At 57.0% G+C, this 26,114-nt stretch carries 29 protein-coding genes and 1 tRNA gene; 17 read left to right on the top strand and 13 right to left on the bottom strand.

What is annotated here, in order from left to right; all coding sequences use genetic code 11:
* Positions 1-7: 7 nt before the first annotated feature.
* Complete coding sequence (locus AAC060_RS15745) at positions 8-1,987, bottom strand: lipoxygenase family protein (protein ID WP_339828037.1); 1,980 nt, start codon at positions 1,985-1,987, stop codon at positions 8-10.
* A 164-nt stretch (positions 1,988-2,151) separates the two neighbouring features.
* Between AAC060_RS15745 and AAC060_RS15750 the strand changes: the two genes are divergently transcribed.
* On the top strand, positions 2,152-3,312 hold the full coding sequence (locus tag AAC060_RS15750) for a diguanylate cyclase (RefSeq protein ID WP_339828040.1): 1,161 nt from the start codon (positions 2,152-2,154) through the stop codon (positions 3,310-3,312).
* Positions 3,313-3,324: 12 nt separating this feature from the next.
* On the opposite strand, the gene AAC060_RS15755 is transcribed toward AAC060_RS15750, so the two are convergent.
* Positions 3,325-5,004, bottom strand: a complete 1,680-nt coding sequence (locus AAC060_RS15755) for a long-chain fatty acid--CoA ligase (RefSeq protein WP_339828042.1) — start codon at positions 5,002-5,004, stop codon at positions 3,325-3,327.
* A 97-nt stretch (positions 5,005-5,101) separates the two neighbouring features.
* On the opposite strand from AAC060_RS15755, the gene AAC060_RS15760 reads away from it, so the two are divergent.
* The gene (locus AAC060_RS15760) at positions 5,102-6,385 is read left to right on the top strand and encodes a TCR/Tet family MFS transporter (RefSeq protein WP_339828044.1); all 1,284 of its coding nucleotides are present in this window, start codon (positions 5,102-5,104) and stop codon (positions 6,383-6,385) included.
* A gap of 38 nt (positions 6,386-6,423) precedes the next feature.
* Here AAC060_RS15760 and AAC060_RS15765 read toward each other — a convergent pair whose 3' ends face one another.
* The 6 genes from AAC060_RS15765 to AAC060_RS15790 form a co-directional block, all read right to left on the bottom strand.
* Positions 6,424-7,542 carry an MBL fold metallo-hydrolase gene (locus AAC060_RS15765; RefSeq protein ID WP_339828046.1) on the bottom strand — a complete coding sequence of 373 codons (1,119 nt, stop codon included), beginning with the start codon at positions 7,540-7,542 and terminating at the stop codon, positions 6,424-6,426.
* 172 nt (positions 7,543-7,714) lie between these two features.
* The gene (locus AAC060_RS15770; protein ID WP_339828101.1) at positions 7,715-8,401 is read right to left on the bottom strand and encodes a DUF1013 domain-containing protein; all 687 of its coding nucleotides are present in this window, start codon (positions 8,399-8,401) and stop codon (positions 7,715-7,717) included.
* Positions 8,402-8,553: 152 nt separating this feature from the next.
* Positions 8,554-9,618, bottom strand: coding sequence for a glycosyltransferase family 1 protein (locus tag AAC060_RS15775; protein ID WP_339828049.1), 1,065 nt, complete (start codon positions 9,616-9,618; stop codon positions 8,554-8,556).
* Positions 9,615-10,532, bottom strand: coding sequence for a UDP-2,3-diacylglucosamine diphosphatase (locus tag AAC060_RS15780; protein WP_339828052.1), 918 nt, complete (start codon positions 10,530-10,532; stop codon positions 9,615-9,617). Before AAC060_RS15780 ends, AAC060_RS15775 begins: the two co-directional genes overlap by 4 nt.
* 80 nt (positions 10,533-10,612) lie before the next feature.
* Complete coding sequence (locus AAC060_RS15785; protein WP_339828055.1) at positions 10,613-11,047, bottom strand: NUDIX hydrolase; 435 nt, start codon at positions 11,045-11,047, stop codon at positions 10,613-10,615.
* Between the two features lie 4 nt (positions 11,048-11,051).
* Positions 11,052-12,062 carry an NAD(P)H-quinone oxidoreductase gene (locus AAC060_RS15790; RefSeq protein ID WP_339828058.1) on the bottom strand — a complete coding sequence of 337 codons (1,011 nt, stop codon included), beginning with the start codon at positions 12,060-12,062 and terminating at the stop codon, positions 11,052-11,054.
* A 103-nt stretch (positions 12,063-12,165) separates the two neighbouring features.
* Here AAC060_RS15790 and AAC060_RS15795 point away from each other — a divergent pair, with 103 nt between their 5' ends.
* Together AAC060_RS15795 and clpA are read left to right on the top strand one after the other, a co-directional pair.
* On the top strand, positions 12,166-12,363 hold the full coding sequence (locus AAC060_RS15795) for a DUF1192 domain-containing protein (RefSeq protein ID WP_339828061.1): 198 nt from the start codon (positions 12,166-12,168) through the stop codon (positions 12,361-12,363).
* A gap of 269 nt (positions 12,364-12,632) precedes the next feature.
* On the top strand, positions 12,633-14,951 hold the full coding sequence (clpA, locus tag AAC060_RS15800) for an ATP-dependent Clp protease ATP-binding subunit ClpA (protein ID WP_339828064.1): 2,319 nt from the start codon (positions 12,633-12,635) through the stop codon (positions 14,949-14,951).
* A gap of 67 nt (positions 14,952-15,018) precedes the next feature.
* Here clpA and AAC060_RS15805 read toward each other — a convergent pair whose 3' ends face one another.
* A complete protein-coding gene (locus AAC060_RS15805) occupies positions 15,019-15,729 on the bottom strand; it encodes a helix-turn-helix domain-containing protein (RefSeq protein WP_339828066.1) in 711 nt (236 codons plus the stop codon).
* Positions 15,730-15,788: 59 nt separating this feature from the next.
* Here AAC060_RS15805 and AAC060_RS15810 point away from each other — a divergent pair, with 59 nt between their 5' ends.
* From AAC060_RS15810 to AAC060_RS15860, 11 genes are all read left to right on the top strand, one after another.
* Positions 15,789-16,238 (top strand): VOC family protein, encoded by a 450-nt coding sequence (locus AAC060_RS15810; protein ID WP_339828068.1) that lies wholly within the window; start codon positions 15,789-15,791, stop codon positions 16,236-16,238.
* A 28-nt stretch (positions 16,239-16,266) separates the two neighbouring features.
* On the top strand, positions 16,267-16,749 hold the full coding sequence (locus AAC060_RS15815; protein ID WP_339828071.1) for a VOC family protein: 483 nt from the start codon (positions 16,267-16,269) through the stop codon (positions 16,747-16,749).
* Positions 16,746-17,384, top strand: coding sequence for a glutathione S-transferase family protein (locus AAC060_RS15820; protein WP_339828073.1), 639 nt, complete (start codon positions 16,746-16,748; stop codon positions 17,382-17,384). Before AAC060_RS15815 ends, AAC060_RS15820 begins: the two co-directional genes overlap by 4 nt.
* A gap of 15 nt (positions 17,385-17,399) precedes the next feature.
* Entirely contained in the window at positions 17,400-17,858 is a 459-nt protein-coding gene (locus AAC060_RS15825; protein ID WP_339828075.1) for an SRPBCC domain-containing protein, read from the top strand.
* A 69-nt stretch (positions 17,859-17,927) separates the two neighbouring features.
* Complete coding sequence (locus AAC060_RS15830; RefSeq protein WP_339828077.1) at positions 17,928-18,584, top strand: glutathione S-transferase family protein; 657 nt, start codon at positions 17,928-17,930, stop codon at positions 18,582-18,584.
* Positions 18,585-18,611: 27 nt separating this feature from the next.
* A complete protein-coding gene (locus AAC060_RS15835) occupies positions 18,612-19,286 on the top strand; it encodes a glutathione S-transferase family protein (protein ID WP_339828079.1) in 675 nt (224 codons plus the stop codon).
* Between the two features lie 23 nt (positions 19,287-19,309).
* Positions 19,310-19,693: a DUF1428 domain-containing protein gene (locus AAC060_RS15840; protein WP_339828081.1), complete on the top strand. Its 384-nt coding sequence runs from the start codon at positions 19,310-19,312 to the stop codon at positions 19,691-19,693.
* 12 nt (positions 19,694-19,705) lie between these two features.
* Positions 19,706-20,497, top strand: a complete 792-nt coding sequence (locus tag AAC060_RS15845; RefSeq protein ID WP_339828084.1) for a VOC family protein — start codon at positions 19,706-19,708, stop codon at positions 20,495-20,497.
* Positions 20,498-20,602: 105 nt separating this feature from the next.
* Positions 20,603-20,977, top strand: a complete 375-nt coding sequence (locus tag AAC060_RS15850) for a VOC family protein (protein ID WP_339828086.1) — start codon at positions 20,603-20,605, stop codon at positions 20,975-20,977.
* Positions 20,977-21,696: a YafY family protein gene (locus AAC060_RS15855; protein WP_339828089.1), complete on the top strand. Its 720-nt coding sequence runs from the start codon at positions 20,977-20,979 to the stop codon at positions 21,694-21,696. Before AAC060_RS15850 ends, AAC060_RS15855 begins: the two co-directional genes overlap by 1 nt.
* A 1-nt stretch (position 21,697) precedes the next feature.
* Positions 21,698-22,312 carry a glutathione S-transferase family protein gene (locus tag AAC060_RS15860; RefSeq protein ID WP_339828091.1) on the top strand — a complete coding sequence of 205 codons (615 nt, stop codon included), beginning with the start codon at positions 21,698-21,700 and terminating at the stop codon, positions 22,310-22,312.
* A 74-nt stretch (positions 22,313-22,386) separates the two neighbouring features.
* Here the strand turns inward: AAC060_RS15860 and AAC060_RS15865 are convergent, their stop codons facing one another.
* The 4 genes from AAC060_RS15865 to AAC060_RS15880 form a co-directional block, all read right to left on the bottom strand.
* Positions 22,387-23,091 (bottom strand): hypothetical protein, encoded by a 705-nt coding sequence (locus tag AAC060_RS15865; RefSeq protein ID WP_339828093.1) that lies wholly within the window; start codon positions 23,089-23,091, stop codon positions 22,387-22,389.
* 149 nt (positions 23,092-23,240) lie between these two features.
* Positions 23,241-23,975, bottom strand: a complete 735-nt coding sequence (locus AAC060_RS15870; protein WP_339828095.1) for a Bax inhibitor-1/YccA family protein — start codon at positions 23,973-23,975, stop codon at positions 23,241-23,243.
* Positions 23,976-24,290: 315 nt separating this feature from the next.
* Entirely contained in the window at positions 24,291-24,755 is a 465-nt protein-coding gene (locus tag AAC060_RS15875) for a low molecular weight protein-tyrosine-phosphatase (protein ID WP_339828097.1), read from the bottom strand.
* Between the two features lie 37 nt (positions 24,756-24,792).
* Positions 24,793-25,344, bottom strand: coding sequence for a superoxide dismutase family protein (locus AAC060_RS15880; protein ID WP_339828099.1), 552 nt, complete (start codon positions 25,342-25,344; stop codon positions 24,793-24,795).
* Between the two features lie 117 nt (positions 25,345-25,461).
* Here AAC060_RS15880 and folK point away from each other — a divergent pair, with 117 nt between their 5' ends.
* Positions 25,462-25,992 (top strand): 2-amino-4-hydroxy-6-hydroxymethyldihydropteridine diphosphokinase, encoded by a 531-nt coding sequence (gene folK, locus AAC060_RS15885; protein WP_339828103.1) that lies wholly within the window; start codon positions 25,462-25,464, stop codon positions 25,990-25,992.
* A 45-nt stretch (positions 25,993-26,037) separates the two neighbouring features.
* Positions 26,038-26,113, top strand: a tRNA-Lys gene (locus tag AAC060_RS15890).
* Position 26,114 lies beyond the last annotated feature (1 nt).

Consider the following 26,114-nt stretch of genomic DNA (forward strand, 5'->3'; position numbering starts at 1 on the left):
GCCGGTGCTAGATATTGGTGCTGGTAGGGATCTGGCTCGGTTGCAGATAGACATAGGGATGCATCCGCTTCGCGTTGCGGGCGATGATACGCTCCTCGACCGCCCTCAATCCCGCCTGAAACCGGGCTAGCGGCCCTTCTGTGCCGGTTATCACGGGATCCTGGAACCAGTTTTCATAAGGTAAGCGATTGGTGCGATAGTCGCCGAGCGGGCGATAATAGACCGAGCCCAACAAAAACAGCGAGGACAGTTGTTCCAGCGCCAGCGACATCGGCGGCATATAGCCCAGCCATTCGCCTTTATCATGATCCTTTTGGCCGGTGGGTGCAGCGGTCCAGCCCGCCCCGCTGACAGCCGGAGCGAAGGTCATGATCGTCCGTTGCGGGAAATTGACCGCAGCATGCTGGGCGCTGGCGGTAAATATGATCATTGTGCAGACGTCGGTCAGCTGGGCCCGGGAGGTGATCGGCTTGAAACCGATAATATGGCCCTCCGAGGCGATCGATGTGGCCCATTGCGCCAACTCGGTATCGCCAGTGACCGCATCATCATCGGTGTAATAAATATCGATATATTGCCTGGCCCAGTCATGGATCGCATCCCAGACCAGCATGGCGTCATCGCGATAGGGATAATCCGGCAATTTTGACGGATCGGCGACGTTGCGCTCCGCGAAATCGACCGGGGTCATTTTCTGGAAAAAATCAAAGGACAGGCGCGCCTTTACGGCGGCAAGCTGGCTGGAGGTGATGGTGCCGCCAAAGAATGCATCAATCGGGCCACCCTCGTTGATCAGCGTTTCGACCGCCAGATTGTTGATGAACAAAGTTCCCTCAAAATGCGGAACCAGCAAGGCCCACAGCGGGTGTATATTGGCGAGATTGCGGCGGGTCGCGACGGCGATGGCTTCGCTGACCAAATGGGTGCTGCCGAGATGGACGAAGAGTTCGTGATAGTTGCAGTCTGCGACCTGGACGACGAATTTCGCCATTTCCCAGCCCCATTTTTCCGAAGCCGAGACCGACGGAATCATCACCGGATTGCGGCTGCTGTCCTGCCCGCACTGGATCGCGACCGGCTTGAGCGATGCGCCTCCGGGAGGTACGGCGAACAGCGCCATCGGGCGATAGATATATTTGGCCTGCCCTTGCCATACTCCATCAACAAGGACGTCCAATTCCTTATAATCACACAAATATACCCGACCGTCTGCCAAAGCATCGGACAGCTTGTCGCCATCGATGGCGGCCGCATATTGCGCAGCTGTTACCGGAAAATTGTCGGGAATCTGCTCGATACCCTGCAGCAACATCGGATTGGGACCGGCCACGCGCAGCCGGGCGAACTGGTCATCATCCAGGAATGTATAGGCGATGCCCGGAGCCGGAATCGTCTGGTAGAGATCGCGATAGGCCTCGATCGAGCGCGTATCTGCCGCTTCTTCGGCTTTCAGGACATCGACAATCACCGTGATGATATCGTGAAGAATGCTTTCATGCTCTTTCAGAGCTTCGATGTCCGCAGCTTGTGTAGCCTGCTCGATGCTGGTTTCGAGGCCGGGACCGGCGCTGTCCAGCCGATGCTTTCCGCGCAATGTGTCGACTTTGGATCTGACCTCTTGTCCGTCTTCCAGTGCATCGCTGATAATCTTCTGCGCTGCTTCGCCAAGACCGGAAAATAGCGGATGGAGCTGGACAGCTGCGATATTGTCCAGAATTTTCAGCCCCACTTCGAGCACCTTGAACCACCATTCGATCGAAGGCTGGTCATCGGAGGGCACTTTGGTGGCCAGCGGTACGCCAGGCAGGCTCGCAACCTCCCGTGTCCATTGATATTCCACCGAAGTAGCAGCAATCTGCTGACGGCGCTGTTCACGCTGCTCGCGGCTGTCATTCTGCGGCAGGCTGGGATGACGCGTGCCACGCTTTATATCCCCTCCCGCCAGATTGTGCTGAGGGACAACGGGCGGGGCGTTTTCATAGGACATGTTGGCTCCTGAATTCGATTTCAGATGAGGCCATTTAGCCATTTTATGGTTAATGCCGAGTAAAGGGACCGTCAGCACGTCCGCTACAAGCCGCACGAGAGCTGATAGATACAGGATGATACAGGCTTAACGCCGTGTTTACCAATAGTTGCTAGTGACGTGCAATGCAGTCCGCCATCCGACAGTTCCTGCAAAGGCTTATCCCGCCGATCCCGGAACCGGTCCGGGACGAGTTTGCCATATTGAGCGCGACCCGCCTGCAAAGCCAGTCCCGTGCATTGTTTCTGGCGATGTTCCTGACGATCCCCTTTGTTCTATATGCGTCCTCAGCTGGTGCAGACCCTCGAATTCGCTATGGCATACCGCTGGCGATGGCCAGTTGCTGCCTGATCGGCTTTATTTCCCTGATCCAGGACCGCAACGCCTCGGGCAGTCCGGAACTGGCCCGCAAATTTATCGCTGAATCTACCTTCTTTTCGGCAGCTATCTGCGTCCTTGTCAGCATCTGGTGCGTCCTGAGCTGGGTCACTGCTCCGCCCGAACTGCGGCTTTTCTATCCCTTCACGCTCGCCATGGGTTCGCTGACCACCATCTACACGTTAGCCACAATCCGGCTGGCGGCGATCCTCAATATCATCATCGGGATCATCCCGATCACCATCATCTTGCTGCTGTCGGGCGATCCGGTCGGCTGGTCCGCAGCAGGCAGCCTGATCATGGTAACGACATTTCTGTTCCGGCTGATCACCTCGCAGAACGACCAGTTTATCAACCTGCTGATGCTGCGCCACGAGATGCGCGAACTGGCGCATACCGATCCCCTTACCGATCTCTTCAACCGTCGGGCATTGGCCGAACATCTCGAACGCCAGATTGCGACCGGCGTCGAACAGCGTGGATTTACCGTGGCGTTGATCGATCTGGACGGGTTCAAGCCGGTCAATGACCAATTTGGCCATTCCGTCGGTGACCAGTTGCTGATCGAAGTTGCCCAGCGCCTCCAGCATGCCTGCGGTGAAAACGGCATTGTAGCGCGGATCGGCGGTGATGAATTTGCCATCCTGCTATCACCGGAATCGACCATTTCCAGCTCCGCTTGCGCCGACCATATGCTCTCCGCGCTGGTGCCTGCCTGCACCGTCGACGGACATGTCATCCGTGTCCGTGCAAGTATCGGTATTGCGACATGGCCGATCGACGGAGAGACAGCCGAAACCCTGTTCGAGGCTGCGGACCGGCAACTTTATGCGGTTAAGAACTACGCCGCCAAAGTACAACGCCCCGACCCGGCACAGCAAAAAAACCGGCACTCCAAGTCGGGCTAACAGCGGTCGCCGCTAGTCCAGCTCCCCGGCACGAAGCGCCTTGCGATCAAGCTTTCCGATCATTGTTTTGGGCAGGCTGTCCCGCACCACGACATCGATCACACGTTCATGCTTGCCGAGCTGGGGATTGACCCATTTTTTCAGCTCTTCTCCGGTAGCCGCCATTCCCGGATTGAGTGCGACATAAGCCTTGGGACTCTCGCCGCGATAGGCGTCGGGAACACCGATAACCAAAGCCTCCTTGACCGCTTCATGCTGGTAGAGCACTTCCTCGACATGGCTCGGAAAGACCTTGAAACCGCCGACCGAGATCATGTCCTTCAGACGGTCGACAATCTTGATATAACCGTCTTCGTCGATCGTCGCGACATCACCGGTGCGCAGGAAGCCATTCACGAAAACCTGCTCGTCTTCTGCCGGCAACTTCCAGTAGCCCTGCATGACTTGTGGTCCGGAGAATATCAATTCGCCCGGTTCGCCTTCTGGCGCGGGCCTGGTCGGATCGCTTTTGTCGACCAGTTTCACAATCGTTCCGGGAACCGGTTGCCCGATCGTACCGGGCTTGTTGAGCCCCATATAGGGATTGGCGCTGACCACCCCGCAGCTTTCGGTCAGGCCATAGCCTTCGACCAGCTTCGCGCCGGTGGTCGCTTCAAATTTCTTCTTCAGCTCCATCGGCAGCGGCGCACCGCCCGAGACACAGACTTTCAGAGAAGAAAAATTGGTTTTGTCGATATCGGCATGGTCGAGCAAAGCCTGATACATGGTCGGCACGCCGGGCATCGCGGTAATCTTTGTGCGGGTAATCGCCTTCAACGTCTGCTTTGCATCAAAACGCGGCAGCATGACGATCTCGCCGCCGCGTTCGACGGTGCGATTGAGTACCGCGCTGTTAGCGAAGACATGGAAAAACGGAAGCACGCCCATCACCCGATCCGCCTCGTCGAGGAAAGGGTCGATGCTGTTGATCTGCCGCGCATTGGCGGTCAGATTCTGGTGACTGCACATCGCGCCCTTCGGCGTCCCGGTTGTGCCGCCGGTATATTGCAGCAGCGCGATATCCTTGTCCGGACGGATATTGGGCGCTTTATAGTTACCGTCATTGTCGGTCAGGTCCGAGAAAACGGTGATCCGGTCATCTTCGGGTTGCGGGCTGTTCTCCTTGCGGCGGAACAGCGAATAGAGCAGCGCCTTGCCCTTTGGTAGCGCACCCGAAATACTGCCGACCACCAGACGCTCGAGGCTCGACTGTTCGAGCACCTGATAAGCGGTCGGAAAAACCGCGGTGGCGGAAAGGGTGAACAGGATTTTGGTGCCGCTATCCTCCACCTGATGGTTCAGCTCGTCTACCGTATAGAGCGGCGAGAAATTGACGATCGTCGCGCCGATCGCCATCGCGCCGTAATATGCGGTGACATAATGCGGGACATTGGGCAGAAACAGACCGATCCGGTCGCCTTTCTGGACACCCATATCCTGCAGCCCCTTGGCCACACGGACAACCCCGGCGGCAACCTCGGCATAGCTATATTTGCGGCCCATGAAATCGAGCAGATTGGCGTCGCCGCGGCGGCCGGCCGAGCGGAAGAACATTCCCGGCATCGACAGTGGCGCGTAAAACTGGTCCCAGGGCGTGGGATGATTATAGCGCGATTTCCAGATTGGCGGCTCATCAGGATAAGTTTCGGTCATCAATATTTATCTATGTGAAGCAGCGTGACCTGACAATGAAAATTCCTGACGTTTATGGCTCCCTTTCGATAAGACCAAGGTGTAGGGGGATCATCCAATGTCCGAGTCCAGCTCTCCCCCCGTCGCCAAATCATCCATGGTCTTCGTTTTTCTGGTCGTGCTGATCGACATGCTCGGCTTCGGCATCATCATGCCGGTCTTGCCGAAACTGATTACCGATATCACCGGTGGGTCGATCTCCAATGCCGCGGTCTATGCCGGCTGGCTGGCATTTGCCTACGCGGCCATGCAATTTGTCTTTGGTCCGATCGTCGGCAATCTGTCTGACCGCTATGGCCGTCGCCCTGTGCTGCTGGCAGCATTGGGAGGCTATGCCATCGCCTATGTCCTGATGGGCTTTGCACCGACCTTATTATGGCTATTCATCGCGCGGATCGTCGCCGGAGTCATGGGTGCCAGTTTCAGCACCGCTTATGCCTATATTGCCGATATCTCGTCGGCCGAGCAAAGGTCACAGAATTTCGGCCTGATTGGAGCCGCCTTTGGACTGGGGTTCATATTCGGCCCGGCGATTGGCGGCATATTGGGAGAATATGGCACTCGCCTGCCCTTTTTTGCCGCCGGTCTTTTGGCGATGATCAATTTGCTGTTCGGCTATTTCATGCTCAAGGAAAGCTTGCCAGCGGAAAAACGGCGGCCCTTCAACATTGCTCGCGCCAATGCCTTCGTCGCGCTCAAGGGCCTGCATGGCCAGAACAAGATCGTCTTCTGGTACGCCGCATCGCTGACCGTCTGGATGACGGCCCATGTCGTTTATCCGATCATCTTCGCCTTTTACGCAATGGAAGCCTTTGGCTGGAGCGAATGGACCGTTGGCATGGCGCTCGCCTGTGTCGGGATCGGCGCCGCCATCGTGCAGGGCCTGTTGATCCGGGTGCTGATCCCGCGCATCGGTGAGCGCAACGCGGTCATTATCGCCGCACTTTCCATGGCGATCAGTTCGGTCTTCTATGTCATTGCTGGCCCTGATCAGGGATGGTTGATCTTCCTCGCGATTCCGGTCGGCTCGCTTCAGGGATTGTTCCAGCCCTCGATAAACGGCCTGATGAGCAACGCGGTGTCGGATGAAACGCAAGGCGAACTGCAAGGCGCTGTCGCCAGCCTGCAAAGCCTGGCCTCGGTCATCGGCCCGCCGCTATTCGCCGCCGTTTTCGCGGTTTTCACTGTCGCGGGAAGCATTTACTATCTGCCCGGCGCACCTTTCGGGCTGGCGGGAATAGTTTCGCTGGTCGCGCTGGCGATATTCCTGCGCGGCTATGCCCTGCACTGCACCAGCGACGAGGTCGAACCGCCAGTGGATGCCAAGTCGATCACCCATTGACCCGGAATAGCGCTTAGCAGAACTGTCGAAGACGGATATTAAGCCGCGCTATACCAGGCGGTGCCGTCCTTTACCTCAAGCCTGGCGCGTCCGGTATATTCCAGATGCCTCAGCGTCGCCATCGCCTCTCCGCTGGCCATGCCGATAACGTCGGGCGTGATCGGCCGTCTGAACAGATAGGGGAAGCTGTCGACTACCCGCTTGGGACTTTCCCGCAGACCCTGTTCAAGATCATCGAGCGCCTCGTTGTGGCGCAATGCCAGCGTATCGAGCCGCTGATGCGCGCCCAGAAACGGACGGCCATGGGCTGGTAATATCAACAGGTCATTGTCCAGTTCGGCGCGGAAATGCGCGATGCTTGCCAGCCATTCGCCCAACGGATCGCTGGTTGGCTCGCTCAACATGGTCGAGATATTCGATGTGATGCGGGGTAATATCTGGTCGCCGGAGATCATCACCTTGGCGCTGTCATCGATCAGGCAGGCATGTTCAGGCGTATGACCATTGCCTATCATCACCCGCCATTCGTGATCGCCGGTCTTCAGCCGCGTTCCCTCTTCCATCCGGACATGACCGATGGGCAGGTCCGAAACGGCCCGGCCAAAGCGACCCCAGCCCTTGGCGGCAAAATCGTCGATCAAATGCTGTTCCCAGCCGCAGAAAAGCCATTCATCCAGCGCCTCTTGCGGAACGCCGTCGCGCTTGTCGGCGATCATCAGACGGGTCAGCAACCATTCGGTGCGATTCATGTGCAAGGGCACTTTGAACCGTTTAGCCAGCCAGCCGGCACAACCGACATGGTCGGGGTGATAATGGGTGACGATGATCTTGGTCGCGCTCTGCCCGTGCAGCGCGCCTTCTTCGAACAGATGTTTCCAGGCCTCGACGACCTCGGGCATGAACAATCCGGTATCGGCAATAGCAAATCCGGCGCTGCCGTCTGCATGGCGGTCAGCCAGTACCCAATTGTTGATGTGGCCCAGCGGACCGGGCACCGGCGTGCGGGTCCAGCCGATACCGGGCATCAGTTCGAAATATTCGCCAAATTTCGGTTCATAATCGCCGAGCGGATAGGTCAGACCGTCCGATTCAATCGGATCGAAGCCATGATCGGCGAGCATCGCATCATAAGCGGGGAGTTTTGAGGGAGCATCCATGGACCAGCCATAGCCCCTGAATCACGGCAAGCGCAAGCCGGTTTAATCGACTAGTTAAATCACCCGTTGACTGGCTTTCGGCAGTTGCCGAGCACGTCAGACAGCGCCTGCTGAAGCCCCCTCCAGCAGTATCGCTATCCCGAGTACCGAAACCGGCGCACGCCGGAGCGACTCAGCTGCCTTTGAAAAGCGTTTCGGCGGTATGTTCGACCGGCGCTTTTTCTTCTTCGCCTGTCTCACCCGACAATGCAGCTTCTGCATCGCGTGTCGCTTGTGCGCGTTCCTCGCGCAATTCAGCAATCAAGGCTTCCTTGTCGCCGCCCAGCTTCGTTTCATCTTCGGCTTCTGGTTCGATACCGGCCTTTTTAGCGGCCTTGGCAACAACAGCATCCAGTTCGCGCTGTGAGCACAGACCCAAAGTCACGGGATCCTTAGGCGCGATATTGGCGATATTCCAATGTTCACGATCACGGATGGCGCTAATGGTTGTACGGGTGGTGCCGATCAGCTTGCCAACCTGTGCATCGGAAATTTCCGGGTGATTGCGCAGCAGCCAGGCGATGCCGTCGGGCTTGTCCTGACGCTTGGAAACCGGCGTATAGCGAGGTCCCTTGGTCCGGCGTATCTGGTCAGGGCCCTTTTGGATAACCATCCGGTAATCCGGGTCCTTTTCCGCTTTTTCGATTTCCTCGTGGGTCAGTTCATGCGCCTGCACCGGATCGCGTCCGGTATATTTGGAGCTGGCGAGGTCATCGGCCATCGCGTTGACTTCGAGAATATGAATACCGCAAAATTCGGCAATCTGTACAAAGCTGAGCGCCGTGTTGTCGACGAGCCAGCTCGCAGTTGCGTGCTGCATAAGAGGAGTTGCTTGTTCGGCCATGATGGCATCCTTCCAATAGCTGGCATTTCTACGCCAGCGGAATATAAAAATAAAGGGCCGCCCCCTTGCGGAGACGGCCTGTTGGAAGCTTATGTAGGCCGTTTGGAAGGAGACGGCAAGATATTTGGCTATACCCGCGCAAAAATCGCCTTTGCGAGGATCCGCCGCGACAAATGACAATCTTGCCGCAGTTCCTGCGACACCAATCCGTTCAGGAACTGGCTGGCGCTGGCGTCCCAGCTAAATTCCTTACCCCGCGCGATACAATCGGCGGAATTGAGCCCGAGCGCGCGCTGTATCGCCACCTCCAGATCCTCGTCCATCGCGCCGCTGGTCGGCGTCAGGATATCGATCGGCCCGGTCACCGGATAGGCGGCAACCGGCGTACCGCAAGCGAGCGCTTCGATAATCACCAGACCGAAAGTGTCAGTCTTGCTCGGGAATATAAAAACGTCCGCTCCGGCATAATAGCCGGCCAGTTGCCCACCCGATTTTCGCCCGACAAAATGCACCTCCGGATAGCGCGATCTGAGGCCCGCCAGCGCCGGTCCGTCTCCGACCACGACTTTCGATCCCGGCTGATCGCTGGACAGAAAAGCCTCGATATTCTTTTCAATCGCCACCCGCCCGACATAAAGCTGGATCGGCCGCTCGATTTGTCCGTAAATTTCTGGCGACGGGGCATCGGCTCGAAAATTGTCCAGATCGACGCCGCGGCTCCAGTGATGGACATGACGCAGATTTTCGCCGCGCAACTGGTTGCGGATGCTTTCCGTCGAAACCATGATTGCTTCAGATCCGCGATGAAACCATCGGATATAGGGCCAGAACATCCGCGGTGACATTCTGGTGCGCCTGGCGAGATATTCCGGGAACTGTGTATGATAGGCGGTTGTGAATGGGCGCTTATTTCTCCGACACCAGCGACGCGCCTGAACACAGAGCGGCCCTTCGGTGGCCAGGTGGACCGCGTCCGCGCCAAATTGCTCGATTTGCCTGCCGACGGTCCGGCCCCGGGTGAACGCAAGACGGATCTCCGGATAGCTGGGCGCCGGAACGGAGCGATACTGGTCCGGCGAAATCACCAGAATCTCGTGCCCCCTGCCCCGCAACAGCCCGACCACCGTGTCGAGAGTCCGCACCACGCCGTTGACTTGCGGATGCCATGCATCCGTCACCAGAGCGATTTTCATGCCGCCTGTCCCAGGTCATCAGTCTCGACCGCTATCAACCGCACCGGTTGCTCCTGCTTGGCGTTCCGGGCGGCGATCTCGTCGGCCCAGTGCAGAATTTCCATATTGCCGTCATCGCACTCGACCAGCGCTGTGCAGCCTTCGACCCAGTCGCCATCATTATAATATTCGACACCCTTGATCACGCGATGTTCGGCGGTGTGGATATGACCGCAAACCACACCGTCAACGCCGCGACTTTCGGCCGCCTTGGCGACAAGTTCTTCATAACGCCCGATAAACTCGACCGCGTTTTTGACCTTGTTCTTGGCCATTTTGGACAAGGACCAGTACGGAAGTCCCAGCCGGTTGCGCACTTTATTGACCAGCCAGTTGACCCGCATCAGCGTCACATAAGCGGCATCACCGACAAAGGCGAGCCAGCGATGGGCGAGCATGACGGTATCAAATTCATCGCCGTGCAGCACCAGCAGGCGGCGTCCGTCGGCGGTTTCATGGATCGCCGAGCGCCGGATTTCCACGCCGCCGAAATTTAGTCCGGTAAACTGGCGGAACATCTCGTCATGATTGCCGGGGATATAGACGATGCGGGTGCCCCGCCGCGCCCGTTTCAATATGCGCCAAATGATATCATTATGGCTGTCCGGCCAGAAAAACCGCTTTTTCATCCGCCAGCCGTCGATAATGTCACCGACGAGATAAAGCGTATCGCTGTCGACATGATCGAGAAAGTCGATCAGCAGATCGGCGTTGCAACCGCGTGTACCGAGATGGATATCGGATATCCAGATGGTTCGATATCGGGTCCGGTCGCGCGAGTGGACAGCCGGTTTGCGCTTCAGTCGCGCTTCATAACGGTCGGCATCAAGCAGCGGAATATCCGCTCTGCTAACGGGTGGAAATTGTTTGGCCATTGAAAACTCCCATGGGAAACGATCCATGGGCGTGGCTGTACGCGCTGATTGTGACAGCCCGATTCCCATTTTATGAAGCTTTAGTGACGCAAATCCCTGGTTTTCAGATATTCCTGAAGCCGCAATTGCAAGTGCGGAACAGCATTGTTGCTGGCCAGAAATTCGACGACCGGCATGGTTTGCCAGTCCTGCCCCTCATCGCCAAAGACGATCTCGTCCAGAATAGGAGCTGATAATCGACAGACGAAGAACAGAGCGACCGCGCCCGAGCCGCGCCAGTTCGGGTAGGTTTGCACATGGTCGAATTCGTCAATCGCGATGCGGATGCCGAATTCTTCAAATGTTTCGCGCGCCACGCATTCTGCGCCGCTCTCGCCATTTTCACGGCCGCCGCCGGGCAGATCCAGCATATCGGGGAACGGAATGTCCGGCTTGTTGTCGCGGCGATAGACCAGAATATGATCATTAATGAAGAAGGCTACTTTTGCGCCGTGAAAATCTATTTCACCGCTCATAAAGCTATTCGACGATCAGCACGATCTTGCCGATATGATTGCCGGCTTCCATATGGGCATGGGCCTTGGCTGCGTCGGCGAGCGGAAAGCTCTCGTCCATCACCGGCTTCAATTTGCCGGCTTCGACGTCGGGCCAGACATAGCTGTGCAGTTCGTCCGCCAGCAAAGACTTGCGATCTGCCGACTGCGGCCGGAGTGTCGAACCGGTGAGAATCAGTCGTTTCATCATCACATGAGCCATGTTGATCGTGGCCTGTAGCCCGCCCTGAACCGCAATGGTCACGTGGCGACCGTCTTCTTTCAGACATTTAATATTGCGCGCGACATAATCGCCAGCGACCATGTCGAGGACGATTTCCACTCCTTTGCCGTCGGTGATCTTATTGATCTCCTCGACAAAGTCCTGGCTCTTGTAGTTGATCGCATGATCGGCGCCGATCTGCTTTGCGGCGGTGCATTTCTGGTCGCTGCCGCAGGTCACGATGACATTCAGGCCAAACAGCTTGCCAAGCTTGATCGCCATCGTCCCGATCCCGCTGGTGCCGCCATGGACCAGAACCGTTTCCCCTTCACGGGCAAAGCCGCGATTGAACAGATTGCCCCAGACGGTGAACAAAGTTTCCGGCAAAGCCGCCGCTTCGGCCATGGTCAGACAGTCGGGGACCGGCAAACATTGCTGCACCGGTGCGACGCAAAATTCGGCATAGCCGCCGCCGTTGGTCAGCGCGCAAATCTTGCGGCCGATCCACTCCGGTTCGACCCCGGCGCCCAGCGCCACGACGGTACCGGACACTTCCAGGCCAGGCAGCGGTGATGCGCCAGGAGGCACAGGATAGAGGCCCATCCGTTGCACCACGTCAGGCCGGTTCACCCCGGCTGCGGCGACCCGGATCAGCACTTCTCCGTGATCTGGTTGCGGAACCGCCACGGTTTCAGCTTTCAGGACTTCCGGTCCGCCCGGTTCGCTAATCGCGATGGCGGTCATTTCTTTTTGCAACACTTCCGATACGGCCATTATATACCCCCCACGGGGAATTTGCGCCCCCCCATTATTCCTGGCCCTTATTGACAGCAAAGCGCGGGCGGTCAACATTAGGCTGCAGGAGGAATGTCGATTCATGGACGATGACGATAATTTACCGCGTAACGCCAATGATCCAGTGGCCGTGTTGGTCAAACAGGATCTCGATCCCTTATCGGTGGACGAACTCGATCAACGGATTTCCTTGCTGAAACTGGAAATAAGCCGCTGTGAACAGAAGAAAGATTTCGCCGTCACGCATCGTGCCAGCGCAGAAAATCTGTTCAAAAAGTGATAAAGACTGGCATTCGCCAAACCATTTGTTAATCTTGTTTTACAATAGTTCGCTTCAACCGTTCGACATTGGACCGTAAAAGAGAAGTGAGACGGAAAATTGGCAGCTTTGGCCAATTGGCTGCAGATCCGAGGCTTGTCGCTCTTGACGTTTAGGGCGAGGCTTACGATCTAGAGTATAAGCTATTGATCAAAGTCCGGAACATGATGGGTCAGCATCGGTTTCGGCAACAGGGGCGGAATCACCGTTCCAATATTGGAGTAAATTATATGCCATCATTCGCAGAATCGCTCGAGAAAACCCTGCATCAGGCGTTGAAAAATGCTTCTGATCGCAGTCACGAATATGCGACGCTCGAGCATCTGCTTCTCGCATTGATCGAAGATGGCGATGCCTCTCAAGTGATGAACGCCTGTGGCGTCGATCTGAGCGAACTGGAAGATGCCGTTGTTCTCTATCTCGACAGCGAGCTCGACTCCCTGAAAGTCGAAAAGGCAATTGACCCCTCCCCCACCTCCGGATTCCAGCGGGTTGTGCAGCGGGCCATTCTGCATGTTCAATCTTCCGGCAAGGATGAAGTCACTGGCGCCAATGTGCTGGTCGCGCTGTTTTCCGAGCGGGAAAGCTATGCCGTCTACTTTCTCCAGCAACAGGATATGAGCCGGCTCGATGCCGTAAGCTTTATCAGCCATGGTGTCGGCAAGGGCGGCCACACGGTCGAACCGGCAGAACTGTCCGGCCTCGAAGGCGAAGAGGACAAGAAAGAAAAAACCAAGAAAGAGACCGCGCTCGACCAGTTTACCGTCAATTTGAACGTGAAAGCGGCAGAAGGCCGTATCGATCCGTTGATCGGACGGCAGGCGGAGGTCGACCGGACGGTCCAGATCCTGTGCCGCCGCTCGAAGAATAACCCGCTTTATGTTGGTGAACCTGGCGTCGGTAAAACCGCGATCGCGGAAGGTCTTGCGCTGCGTATCGTAGAGGGCAATGTGCCGGAAGTATTGCTTCCTGCGGTAATATATTCGCTCGACATGGGCGCCCTGCTCGCCGGAACCCGCTATCGCGGTGATTTCGAGGAACGGCTGAAGCAGGTTGTATCCGAGCTCGAAAAAATGCCGGATGCGGTCCTGTTCATCGACGAAATTCATACGGTGATCGGTGCCGGCGCCACCAGCGGCGGCGCGATGGATGCATCAAATCTTTTGAAACCGGCCCTGTCCGGTGGCGTCATTCGCTGCATCGGATCAACCACTTACAAGGAATTCCGCAACCATTTCGAGAAGGACCGTGCGTTGCTGCGGCGCTTCCAGAAAATCGACATCAACGAGCCGTCGATCGAGGATACAATCAAGATCCTTACCGGCCTGCGCGGTGCTTTCGAGGAACATCACAAGGTCCGCTATTCGCCGGATGCGTTGAAATCCGCGGTGGAATTGTCCACCCGCTATATCAACGACCGCAAGTTGCCGGACAAAGCGATCGACGTGATCGACGAAGTCGGCGCGATGCAGATGCTGTTGCCACCTTCGCGCCGCAAGAAAATGATCACCACCAAGGATATCGAAGCGGTCATAGCGACAATGGCGCGCATCCCGGCCAAATCCGTATCCAAGGATGACAAGAAAACGCTGGAGAATCTTGAAAGAAATCTCATGCGGGTTGTCTTCGGCCAGGACGAAGCGATCAAGAAACTGTCCAGCGCGATCAAATTGTCGCGCGCAGGACTGCGCGAACCGGAGAAGCCGATCGGCAATTATCTGTTCAGCGGCCCGACCGGCGTCGGCAAGACCGAAGTCGCCAAGCAACTGGCATCGATCATGGGCATTCCGCTCAAGCGCTTTGACATGTCCGAATATATGGAACGGCACAGCGTTTCCCGCCTGATCGGCGCGCCTCCGGGCTATGTCGGCTATGATCAGGGCGGTCTGCTGACCGATGCCATCGATCAGAACCCGCATTGCGTGTTGCTGCTCGACGAGATCGAAAAAGCCCATCCCGACCTGTTCAACATATTGCTGCAGGTGATGGATAACGGCAAGCTGACCGATCATCACGGCAAAACCGTCGATTTCCGCAACGTGGTATTGATCATGACGACCAATGCCGGCGCGTCCGACATGGCGAGAGAAGGCATCGGCTTTGGTAATATGTCGAAGGAAGATGCGGGCGAGGAAGCAGTGAAGAAAATGTTCACCCCGGAATTCCGCAACCGTCTCGACGCGATCGTTCCCTTCGCCTATCTGCCGACCGAAGTGGTGGCGCGGGTAGTCGAGAAGTTCATTCTCGAGCTCGAACTGCAACTGGCCGACCAGAATGTCCATATCACGCTCGACGAGGATGCGCAGGCATGGCTCACCGAGCGCGGCTATGACAAGCTTTACGGTGCCCGCCCGATGGGCCGCCTGATCCAGGAAAAGATCAAGCAGCCGCTCGCCGAAGAACTATTGTTCGGAAAACTCAAGAACGGCGGCGAGGTCAAGGTACATCTGAAGGACAATGCCCTGACCTTCGAAGTCACGGCAGCCGCACCGAAGGCGAAGAAAAAGAAAGCTTCGACAAAGAAAAAGGCCGACAGCGAGACAAAATAGCCTACCCAAACCGGGCCTTAAAACCTGAAAAATTAAAAAACGGCGTGACTGGTCCCACGCCGTTTTTTTATGTGCCTTGATCGCTGATCGGCAATTTTTCGGGCAGTGGAAATAGCGTCACAAATTTTTCCGCCAGTTGCTGATCGCCGGTCACAGACAATATCCCCGCTTGCTCGAGATCGACGAATTTTCCACCGCCATAAACCGCAGCCGCCAGGCCAGATGGTGTCCCCTTGAACAGCAGGTCCACGTCGTCCGGCTCCATGCGGGTCGTATCAAGCGTCCCGTCGTGGATGTGGACGACAAATCCGTCGCTGCCCAGCCGGAACCCGATCCGCGCATCCATACCCCCTGCCCGTTCCGGCACAAACATCGTGCGGAATGACATCATGATAGAGGCCGCGCTGAGCGGCAGAGACGGATCATGATCCGGATGGCGGGTCGCCCAGCGGCCCAGCATCTGCACCAGTTCCTCGGCCTCTGTCCCCCACTCGGTCAGTTCATAGACCTGTACCGAGGCCGGTGGCGGCAATTTGCGTTTGCGCAGGATCCGGCTCTGTTCCAGCTGGCCCAGCCGTTGCGTCAGGATATTGGCGCTGACCCCCGGCAGGTCGCGGCGCAATTCTCCAAAACGGCGTGGCCCGAACATCAGCTCTCGCATGATCAGGATGGCCCAGCGCTCGCCGATTAGTTCGAGCGCGAAAGCAGTCCCGCACGCATCGTCATACCATCTTTTTCTATCTGTTTTTAGCGACTTAGTTATTTTTTTAAACCCCATAGTTGTTTTTTATAACCAACATGGCATGATTGTCAAATCTCGATTCGATGGAGACAGTGATGACAAGCGCAAATACCCGTATGATTTTTGTGAATCTGCCCGTTACCAACCTAAACGCTTCGATGGCATTTTACGAGGCCCTTGGGTTTTCCAACAATCCGCAGTTTACCGACGAAACGGCCGCCTGCATGGTGTGGAGCGAAGCGATCAACGTGATGCTGCTCACCCATGACAAGTGGCGCAGCTTCACAAACCGTCCGATCCCGCCATCGACGTCGAGCGAGGTGATGCTGGCAATATCCTGCGACAGCCGTGATGCGGTCGACAAGATGAACGAGGCCGCAACCGCAGCAGGCGGCACTCCCGATATCAATCCCAGGCAGGATTATGGCTGGATGTACAACCGCAATCTGGCCGATCCCGACGGCCATGTGTGGGAGGCGATGTGGATTGATATGGATGCCGCGACGGCCGCGATGGACGAAGGGGCAGAGCAATCCGCTGCCTGACGGTCGGAAGGAGGGGAGGAGAACGAACATGTCCAGGGCAACGATCTGCCTGTGGTTTGACAAAGACGCCAAGGCGGCAGCGGAATTTTACGCGACCACCTTTCCCGACAGCGCAATCGGCGCGGTCCAGCATGCACCTGGCGATTTTCCCGGCGGCAAACAGGGCGATGAACTGACGGTAGACTTTACCGTGCTCGGCATATCCTGCCTCGGCCTAAACGGCGGACCGGCGTTTCCGCAAAGCGAGGCTTTCTCCTTTCAGGTCCATACCGACACGCAAGAGGAGACCGACCGCTACTGGAACGCGATTGTCGATAATGGTGGCGCCGAAAGCCAGTGCGGCTGGTGCAAGGACAAATGGGGGATCAACTGGCAGATCACCCCGCGCGTCCTGACCGAGGCAATGGCACAAGGCGGCGATGTCGCAAAACGCGCGTTCGCGGCGATGATGCCGATGCAGAAAATCGACATAGCGACGATTGAGGCGGCTGTATGGGGTGAAATCTCGTGATCGAACTTTTTGGTCATCCCTTCTCCTCTTACACATGGAAAGCGCTGATCCCCTTGTGGGAGAAGGACATCCCGTTTGAATTCCGGCAACTAGACGATGACCATCAAGGCAATGGTGCGGAATTTGCCCGGCGTTCGCCAACCGGCAAGTTTCCGCTGCTGGCGGACGGCGAGCGGTCCATCTTCGAAGCGACGGCGGTTATCGAATATCTGGAACTCGTCCATCCTGAACCCAGGTTGATCCCGGACGGGATGGCGGGTGTCGAAACCCGGATGTTCGACCGGTTTTTCGACAATTATGTGATGAGCGCGATGCAGCGCTTCGTCGATGTGCGGCTCGGTCGCGCCGATCCGTCAGAAACCGAAAAGGGCCGTGCAACGCTCGACAAAAGCTATGCCTGGCTCGACGCGCATCTGGGCGACCAATGGGCGATCGGGGATGCGTTCACCATGGCCGATTGCGCCGCCGCACCATCGCTTTTCTATGCCGACTGGGTGCATCCAATCCCGGCTGGACTGGAACGGCTCAAGGCCTATCGGACCCGTCTGCTGGCACGGCCGACGGTCAAGCGGGCGGTAGACGATGCACGCCCCTATCGACATTTTTTCCCCGGCGGTGCGCCGGAGCGCGACTGACCAGAGAGGCAGAAGATGACCGCGACACAAGAGAGCCGCCCTGACCTATCGGTAACCCGCCATATCGCGGCACCGCCGGACAGGGTCTGGGATATTATGACCAACCATATCGAGCAATGGTGGTGCCCGAAACCGTGGCGGGCGGAGTTCGAGACGCTTGAACGCCGGGCTGGCGGAGTTTCCAACTGCACCATGTATGGCCCCGACGGCGAGGTTCATCCCCATTCCGGTCTGATATTGGCCTGGGACGAGGGTCGGCGGTTTGCCTTTACGGACGCGATTGTCGGCGACCTCGAACCGGCAGGTCCGTTCATGATCGGGATTTGGGAGATCGAAGCGGAGAATGGCGGCACCCGCTACACCGCCACGGCACGCCACTGGACAAAAGACGCACAGGCCCAGCACAGCGAAATGGGTTTCGAGGAAGGCTGGGGAGCATGTGCAGACCAGCTCGCCAGCCTGTGCGAGAAATAGGATATAGATGATGTTCCACCATCCTGACACAGCCCACGATCCGGTCGTGCAACCGCCCGGGATATTCCGATGATCCCCACCATCACTGCCTTTGAAAGCTCGCCAGACCAGGGCCGTGGACTGGCGCGTGACATGCCGGTTCGCTGGGCCCTCGAAGAAGTCGGCCAGCCATATAATGTGCGGTTTGTTTCGTTCGCCCGGATAAAAGAAGCAGCGCATCGCGAACTCCAGCCCTTTGGCCAGATTCCGACCTATGAAGAAGATGGTCTCGCCCTGTTCGAATCCGGTTCTATCGTCTTCCATATCGCTGAATCTCATACAGGTTTGCTGCCGGACGATGCGAACGCCCGCTCGCGCGCGATCACATGGATGTTTGCCGCGCTGAGCACGATCGAACCGCCGATCGTCGATCGTGACATTGCTACATATCTGGAAGGCGCCGAGATCTGGTTCGAGGATCGTTTGTCTCGCGTCGAAGAACGAATCCGGAACCGCCTGGCAGAGTTGTCCAACCGCCTTGGCGATGCCGACTGGCTCGACGGTGGGTTCAGCGCGGGCGACCTGTTGATGGTGCAGGTACTCCGTAGACTGACCGGATCGGGCATTCTGGAGGGATATCCCCGCCTCTCTGCCTATGTCGCCCGTGCCAGAGCGCGGCCCGCGTTCAGGCGTGCCTTTGATGCCCAGTTGGCGGTTTTCAACGCCAGATCAAACGGGGCGGAATGAAACCGCAAAATTGAAAGGAAAAACGAAATGCCCATTAATCCCGATGTACATATCGAAATTACCGCTTTCAAATGGGTTCCCGATTTTGCGCAGGGCTTTGTCCGCGACCTCCGGCCGCGCTGGGCTTGCGAGGAGATCGGCCTGGCCTATGCCGAGCGGCTCATCGGGCCGGAAGACCAAGCTTCTGACAGCTACCGGCGCGAACAGCCTTTCGGGCAGGTGCCGGTACTGAATGATGCCGGCGTATCGATGTTTGAAAGCGGAGCGATCCTGCTTCATCTGGCCGATAAGGACGACCGCCTGCTGAGCGCCAACCCGCAGCAGCGGGCCAGCACGATCAGTTGGCTGTTCGCCGCCTTTAACAGCATTGAGCCGATGGTTTTCGAACTAGGGAATATCGATCTGTTTTGCAAAGATGAGGAATGGGCCAAACTGCGACGACCCGGACTGATCGAATTTCTCGGAGGTCGGCTTGGCCATATGGCCGAGGCGCTGGGCGACAAGGACTATCTTGTCGGTGATTTCAGTGTCGCGGATATTGCGATGGCGACGACGCTACGCGAAACAGAGCGTGCAGGCATAATTGAGCAACGCCCCACCCTCTCTGCCTATCTCGCCCGTTGTATCGATCGGCCCGCCTTCAAACGCGCTTTGGCGGCGCAGATGCTACCTTTCACCAGGAACGAGCCGCAACCCGCCTAACCGACCACCAAAGGAGAAGGATAATGAGTTACATTGACGGATTTGTAATTGCGGTTCCCACCGCCAACAAACAGAAATTTATCGATCATGCCAATAACGCAGACAGCATGTTCATGGAAATGGGCGCCTTGAGGGTGATCGAATGCTGGGGCGACGACGTGCCGGATGGCAGCAGCACCGATTTCCGCAAGGCGGTAAAAGCGACCGCGGATGAAAGCGTTGTTTTCTCATGGATTGAATGGCCCGACAAGGCGACCCGGGATGCCGGCATGGCGAAACTGGAAGCAATGATGGAAGATCCGGACAACGCCGATCCACGGATGGATCCGGTAAAGAATCCGATGCCCTTTGATGGCAAAAGGATGATCTTTGGCGGTTTTGCACCCGTTGTCACATTTGAAAAATAAGGAGCAGGAAATATGGCCAACAAACATGGTGATTTTATCTGGTATGAATTGCTGACCAGCGATGCCGACGCCGCGCAGAATTTTTACGGATCGCTGCTCGGATGGGATTTTTCAGATAGCGGTCAGGCCGACATCGACTATCGACAAATCTCGATGAAGGGAGAAGGGGTCGGGGGCGTGATGCCGCTGACGCCGGAAATGACTGCCAATGGCGCACAGCCCGGCTGGCTCGGCTATATCACGGTCGAGGACGTTGACCGGATGGCGGAGGCGATATCGTCTGCAGGCGGCAGCATCCATATGCCTCCGCAAGACATTGACGGTGTCGGACGCTTTGCGCTGGTCGCCGATCCGCAGGGCGCAACATTCTACGTGATGAAGCCAATTCCGCCCGCCGGCAAGCTGGACGCAGCCAGCCTCGCCTTTGCAGCGACCGAGCCGATGGTCGGTCATTGCGCGTGGAACGAGCTTGCCACCAGCGACACGGCTGCGGCGCTCAACTTCTATCATGATCTGTTCGGCTGGGAGAAGGACGGAGAAATGGATATGGGTCCGATGGGCGCATATCATTTTCTTCGCCACGACTTCATGATCGGCGCGATGATGGACAAGCCCGATGTGATGCCGGTTTCCGCGTGGACCTATTATTTCCGCGTTGCCGACATTGACGAGGCGGCAAAAACTATCACGACCAAGGGCGGCCAGATCACGCTTGAACCGACGGAGATTCCGGGCGACGAATTTCAACTCAACGCGATCGACCCGCAAGGCGCGGCATTCGCCCTGGTCGGTGCACGAAAGTAGACAATCCGCCTAACTATCTGCAAATGTCGAAACCCTCCTGACATGACGCTGTCAGGAGGGTTATGATATCCGGCGCTTGTTCAATCAACAAGGAGGAGCAAGCAGATGACCGAGACGAACCGTGACAGACTGGTCTGGGTGGAAATTCCCGCCACAAACCTCAACCGCGCCAAGGGCTTTTATGAAGCCGTGCTTCAGACGGCGCTAGTCGAGAACAATGATGGCCCGCAGACCATGCAGATGATCCCCTGTGCCGATGGAGAGATGTGCGGCCATCTCTATGAAGGCAAGCCTGCAACGGCCGGAGACGGTGTCACCGTGCATCTTTCCGCCGCCGGAGAATTGGCCGACGCGATGGAGCGGGTCAAAGCCAGTGGCGGCGAAGTGATATCGGAGGTCATTTCGATACCGTCGGGAGCATTTTTCTATGCCAAGGATATTGAGGGCAACAGCCTCGGTATCTTCAAGTATAGCGACTGATGCGCAGAGCCGACCGCCTTTTCCAGATTGTCCAATATCTGCGCGGTGGCCGGCTCGTGACAGCGGCCAATCTGGCCGAGCGTCTCGAGGTCTCGGAACGCACCATCTATCGTGACATTGCCGATCTCCAGTCTACCGGCGTGCCGATCGATGGAGAAGCTGGCATCGGCTATATCATGCGCAGCGGTTTCGACCTGCCGCCGCTGATGTTCACCCGCGACGAAATTGTCGCCCTGGTCACCGGCGCTCGGATGGTCAAGGCCTGGGGCGGCACGGCGATGATAGCGGCAGCGGAAGAGGCTCTGCTCAAAATCGAAGCGGTTTTACCCGAAGCCGAGCGGAGCCGGGTTGGCGACACGAAAATATTCTCGCCCTCGATAGGATTGGCGGGACAGGCCAGAGAATTGATCGACCGTTGCGAGCAGGCTATCGATGCCCGGGAGATTGTGGCGCTGGATTATTGTGATGAAGACGGCGCTACAACCAAAAGAAATGTCCAGCCGCTGGGGCTGTGGTTCTGGGGCAAAGTCTGGACCCTGGTGGGTTGGTGCGAATTGCGCGATGATTTCCGGATGTTCCGGCTCGACCGCATCGCCGAGCTTCTGCCAACTGGCCTTGTCTACAAACCGGACCCCAGGAAATCGCTCGAAGAATTGTCGCGTCAGCAGAAAGAAAAACACGAGAAATATTTAGCGGAAACAAACCAAGGAGAAAATTGAGATGACCCTGAAATTCTACACCAACCCGATGTCGCGCGGCCAGATTGCCCGCTGGGCGCTGCACGAAGCGGGCGCAGATTATGAGCAGGTGCTGCTGGACTATGACACCACGATGAAGGCCGCCGCCTATCTTGCGGTCAATCCCATGGGCAAGGTGCCGGCGATTGATCATGATGGCAAGGTCGTGACCGAAGGGGCTGCCATCTGCGCTTATCTGGCAGACGCCTTTCCGGACGCCGGGCTCGCCCCGACGGCATACGAACGGGCCGATTATTACCGCTGGCTATTCTTTGCCGCCGGGCCACTGGAATCGGCGATCACCAACCGGTCGATGGGTTTCGAAGTCGAGCCGGACAAAGAGAAGATGGCGGGTTACGGAAATTATGACCATGTTGTCGATGCACTGGATCGCAAGTTCCAGACCGATGACCATGTCTGCGGTACCCGCTTTACCATGGCCGATGTCTATGTCGGCGCGCAGCTGGTCTGGGGCACGCAGTTCGGCACCCTGCCCAAGCGGGATTCCTTTCTCGCATATGGACAGCGGTTGACGGAGCGAACGGCTTATAAATCAGCCAAAGCTATCGATGACGCATTGATTGCCGAGAATAGCTAATCGTCTGAACCGCACAGAGAAAAAGGGCCAGATGGTCATCCCATCTGGCCCTTTTTAATTGCTCTAAAGCCGCTTCATTCCCCGGCAGAAGGCTCATCGTAACCTAGTGTCGGCTGGCCAACTTCCGTGGCTGGCTGACCATATTGTACGCGCCATTTTTCGAGATCCCGTTCATATTCCTCATAAGCGAGATAGAAATCGGTGAACGGCTTTTCCAGTTCCAGCAAAGCCTGTTCCGCAAACGCGTTGAGGTCGGCAGATTTGGTCACGATGGCACGCTGGCTGATCTGTACGGCCTGATCACAAAAGGGCCGACGAAGCGGCGAGAAGGACCAGTAATTATAGAGCTGCGTCTGGTGACGATCATGCTCTGTCTTGTAACCTGCGCCGATATCCCGCTGGAATTTGCGAATGATCGCATTGTTCGCGTTGCGCAACGAAGCGCTGTTATTATTGATGAACGCATTATAATCGTCGACAAGCCGTTCATACAAGGGACCGGTGCAGCTTAGCGCCGCTACATTCATCGCTGCCCGAACATGCCACAAGGTTTCCAGCGGGCCGAGATCACGGTTTATGGTTTCGCGCAGTCCGTCAGCACGAAGCATGGGAACGACGGACAGGTTACTCGCACCAAATGGGGGTGTCGGCGCACGCGGCGTATATTGCGGCTGGACAACCGGAGCAGCCGGCGGAGGTGGTGGTGCCGTTTGACAGGCGGCCAGAAAGGCCAATCCGCCAGCTACCAAAACAAGACGTAAATCCTTCAAACGCGGCATACTATCACTCTCCCTGAACAACAGCGGTTTCTTTATGATTCGCGCCAACGCTTGTCCAGCATTTGCGATCAAATCTCGACGAACTGCCAAACAAAAAAGCCCGACAGTTTCCTGCCGGGCTCTTTCGATATTCTGACCAGGCCTGCTGTCTAATCCTGGTTGCCCATGAAGAAGAGCAGGAACTGGAACATGTTGATAAAGTCCAGATACAGGCTGAGCGCGCTAAGCACTACGGTCTTGCCGACCATATCGGTTCCGGCGACATAGGCATACATGCTCTTGATCCGCTGTGTATCATAAGCAGTGAGGCCCGCGAAGATCAGCACACCAATCGCGCTGATGACAAAGTTCATCATCGTCGACTGCAGGAAGATGTTGATCACCATCGCGACCAGCAGACCGATCACGCCCATGATCAGGAAGCTGCCCATGCCGGACAGGTCTTTCTTGGTCGTGTAACCATAGAGGCTAAGACCAAGGAAAGCGGCTGCGGTGGCAAAGAATGTCTGTGCAATCGATGCGCCCGTATAGATCAGGAAGATGGTCGACATCGACATGCCCATGAGAGCCGCAAAGCCCCAGAACATCGCCTGCAACGTGAAGGTGGAGAATTTATTCTGCCCGTAGCTCATCGCGAAAACGATGGCCAATGGCGACAACATGATCACCCATTTCAACGGGCCGCCGCCGAACATGATGTCCTGAGCGAGGCCGGAGCTGGCGAACAACATTGCCACTACGCCGGTCAGCAATACGCCGCTGGCCATGTAATTATAGACTTTGAGCATATAGGTACGCAGGCCGGCGTCAAACGCGACCTCCGTCTGCGGTGCCGTGCCCACAGCGGACTGCCCGAAGGTTGTTCTTGGGTCTTGCCAAGCCATAATATGCATACTCCTCAAATTAACGAGCCGGTAAACGGGCTCTGTTGTTTACAATATCGCGTAATAGCGCATGTTTTTCAAGGGAAACCGGCGAGTTGCTCTAAAAAAACCACCGGCGTTCCGATAGACAAAATCTATCGCCCTGACTTAACTACTCCGGTTTTCTCGATCAGGACCATATGCCCGAGCGCAACCTCGCCCGAGCGCGCCTTCCTGTGGGCTCGGAGGTTCTGAACATTGCCGAAAACCGGTTCGTCTTTCAGGGCGGCAGATACGATTGTTCGATTATCCGATATCGATGAAAATCACTATTTCCTATGCGGCTTCAAGCAGTTTTCGAAGATTCCTGGCGGCCTCGGTCACCTCGGCCCAGGTCTGCTCAAAATCAGCATCTTCCCCATAATAGGGGTCGGCGACATCCTCGCCCGCCCTGCCCTCGATATGGTCAAACAACAGGGAGATCCTCACGGCACCACTAGCCGGCTTCATCGCCTTCAAATCGTTCAGATTCTGGTTGTCCAGCGCGATCATATGATCGAAATCGTGAAAGTCCGATGCGCTGACCTGTCGCCCCCGCAAATGGCTGATATCCACGCCGTTTTTTGCCGCAACCGCCTGCGCGCGTACGTCAGGCGGTTGCCCGACATGCCAGTCACCGGTGCCGGCAGAATCGATGATGATGTTCAGACCGGTGCTGGCGCATTCCTGACGCAGGGCAGCTTCGGCCAACGGAGAACGACAGATATTACCGAGACAAACAAACAGAACCGACAGACTCATAAAAATACTCTAATAATTGCGGGATAAGCTGATCGGTTCAACGACCGCCGGTGAACACGCCGCAAGCTATCCGTCCGCCGCTTTCTCCGGAAGGATCGGTTTTCAGATCATCCGGACCTTCGTGTACGACAAAAGCCGCGCCATCAGCATCAAGCAGGGCATTTTCCCCACCGCTGAGAGACGCTCCGCGAACCAGTGCCTCCAGCGCGCCGGTACCGTCCGCGCCGATATCCAAGTTGAAGAAATCCCCGGCATGCGCGCCTTGCGGATTGTCGAATCCATGTTGTTTTGTAGCGGGGTTCCAGTGGCCGCCGGCCGATTTGAAATCGGGACCTTCGCATTTCCCGGTTTCGTGAATATGCACACCATGCTGGCCAGGCGACATGCCCTGTGCCTTGATATTGACGAGCAGACCGTTGTCGCCCTGCGCTACGATCACTTCGCCATATTGCGCCTGATCCGCACCGACCAGCGCCGCGCGCGCCACATTGCCGCTGACTTCACCAGGGGATATACCTTCCTTGCTGCATCCGGCAGCCACGAGAGACAAAAGGACTATACCCGATAGAGCGATATGATGCTGACGCACGAAGCTTCTCCTTGATTTCCTTGACATTGATTTCATGATAGCAGCCGATTCACCCGCTTGGAACCCTTTGTTCCGTTCTCGTCCTTTCTGCATCTTACAGGAGCCTGATTGCCGCATATGCTCTATCTGATCGCCCTCGGTTCGAACCAGCGCCACCAGCGCTTCGGATTGCCGCGCGCTATATTGGCAGCCGCACTGCAGCGGCTGGCTCGGGCAGACATGGCCATCGCCGGAACATCCACGACGATCACTTCGCGCCCGGTCGGCCCCTCCCAGCGTTCTTATGCCAATGCTGTCGCGATCATGGAAACGACGCTGGAACCGGCGGAACTGCTGACGAAGCTAAAAGGAATCGAGGCGGAGTTCGGCCAACGGCGGGGCCAGGCCTGGTCGCGCAGGGTTCTCGATCTGGACATCCTGATGTGGAGCGGCGGGGCATTTGCCAGCGCTATCCCCGCCCTCACCATCCCCCATCCGCTGATGCGCGAGCGCAGCTTTGTACTCCGCCCGGCGGCGCAAATAGCGGGCGATTGGCGCGATCCTCTGACCGGCCAAACCATCGCCCAACTGGACGCCCGCAACCGCCGTCCCAAGAAACGACAGGAAAAAGCGCCAAAGCCGCTTGACCATGAAACAAAGCGTCCCTAGGGAGGCGCTTCCCGAAGGCTTTGTGCACTGCACCAGCCAATCGAGGGGCCCTTAGCTCAGTCGGTAGAGCAACTGACTTTTAATCAGTAGGTCGCTGGTTCGAACCCAGCAGGGCTCACCAT

This window comes from uncultured Parasphingorhabdus sp. (assembly GCF_963975555.1).
In the GTDB taxonomy this organism is placed as follows: domain Bacteria; phylum Pseudomonadota; class Alphaproteobacteria; order Sphingomonadales; family Sphingomonadaceae; genus Parasphingorhabdus.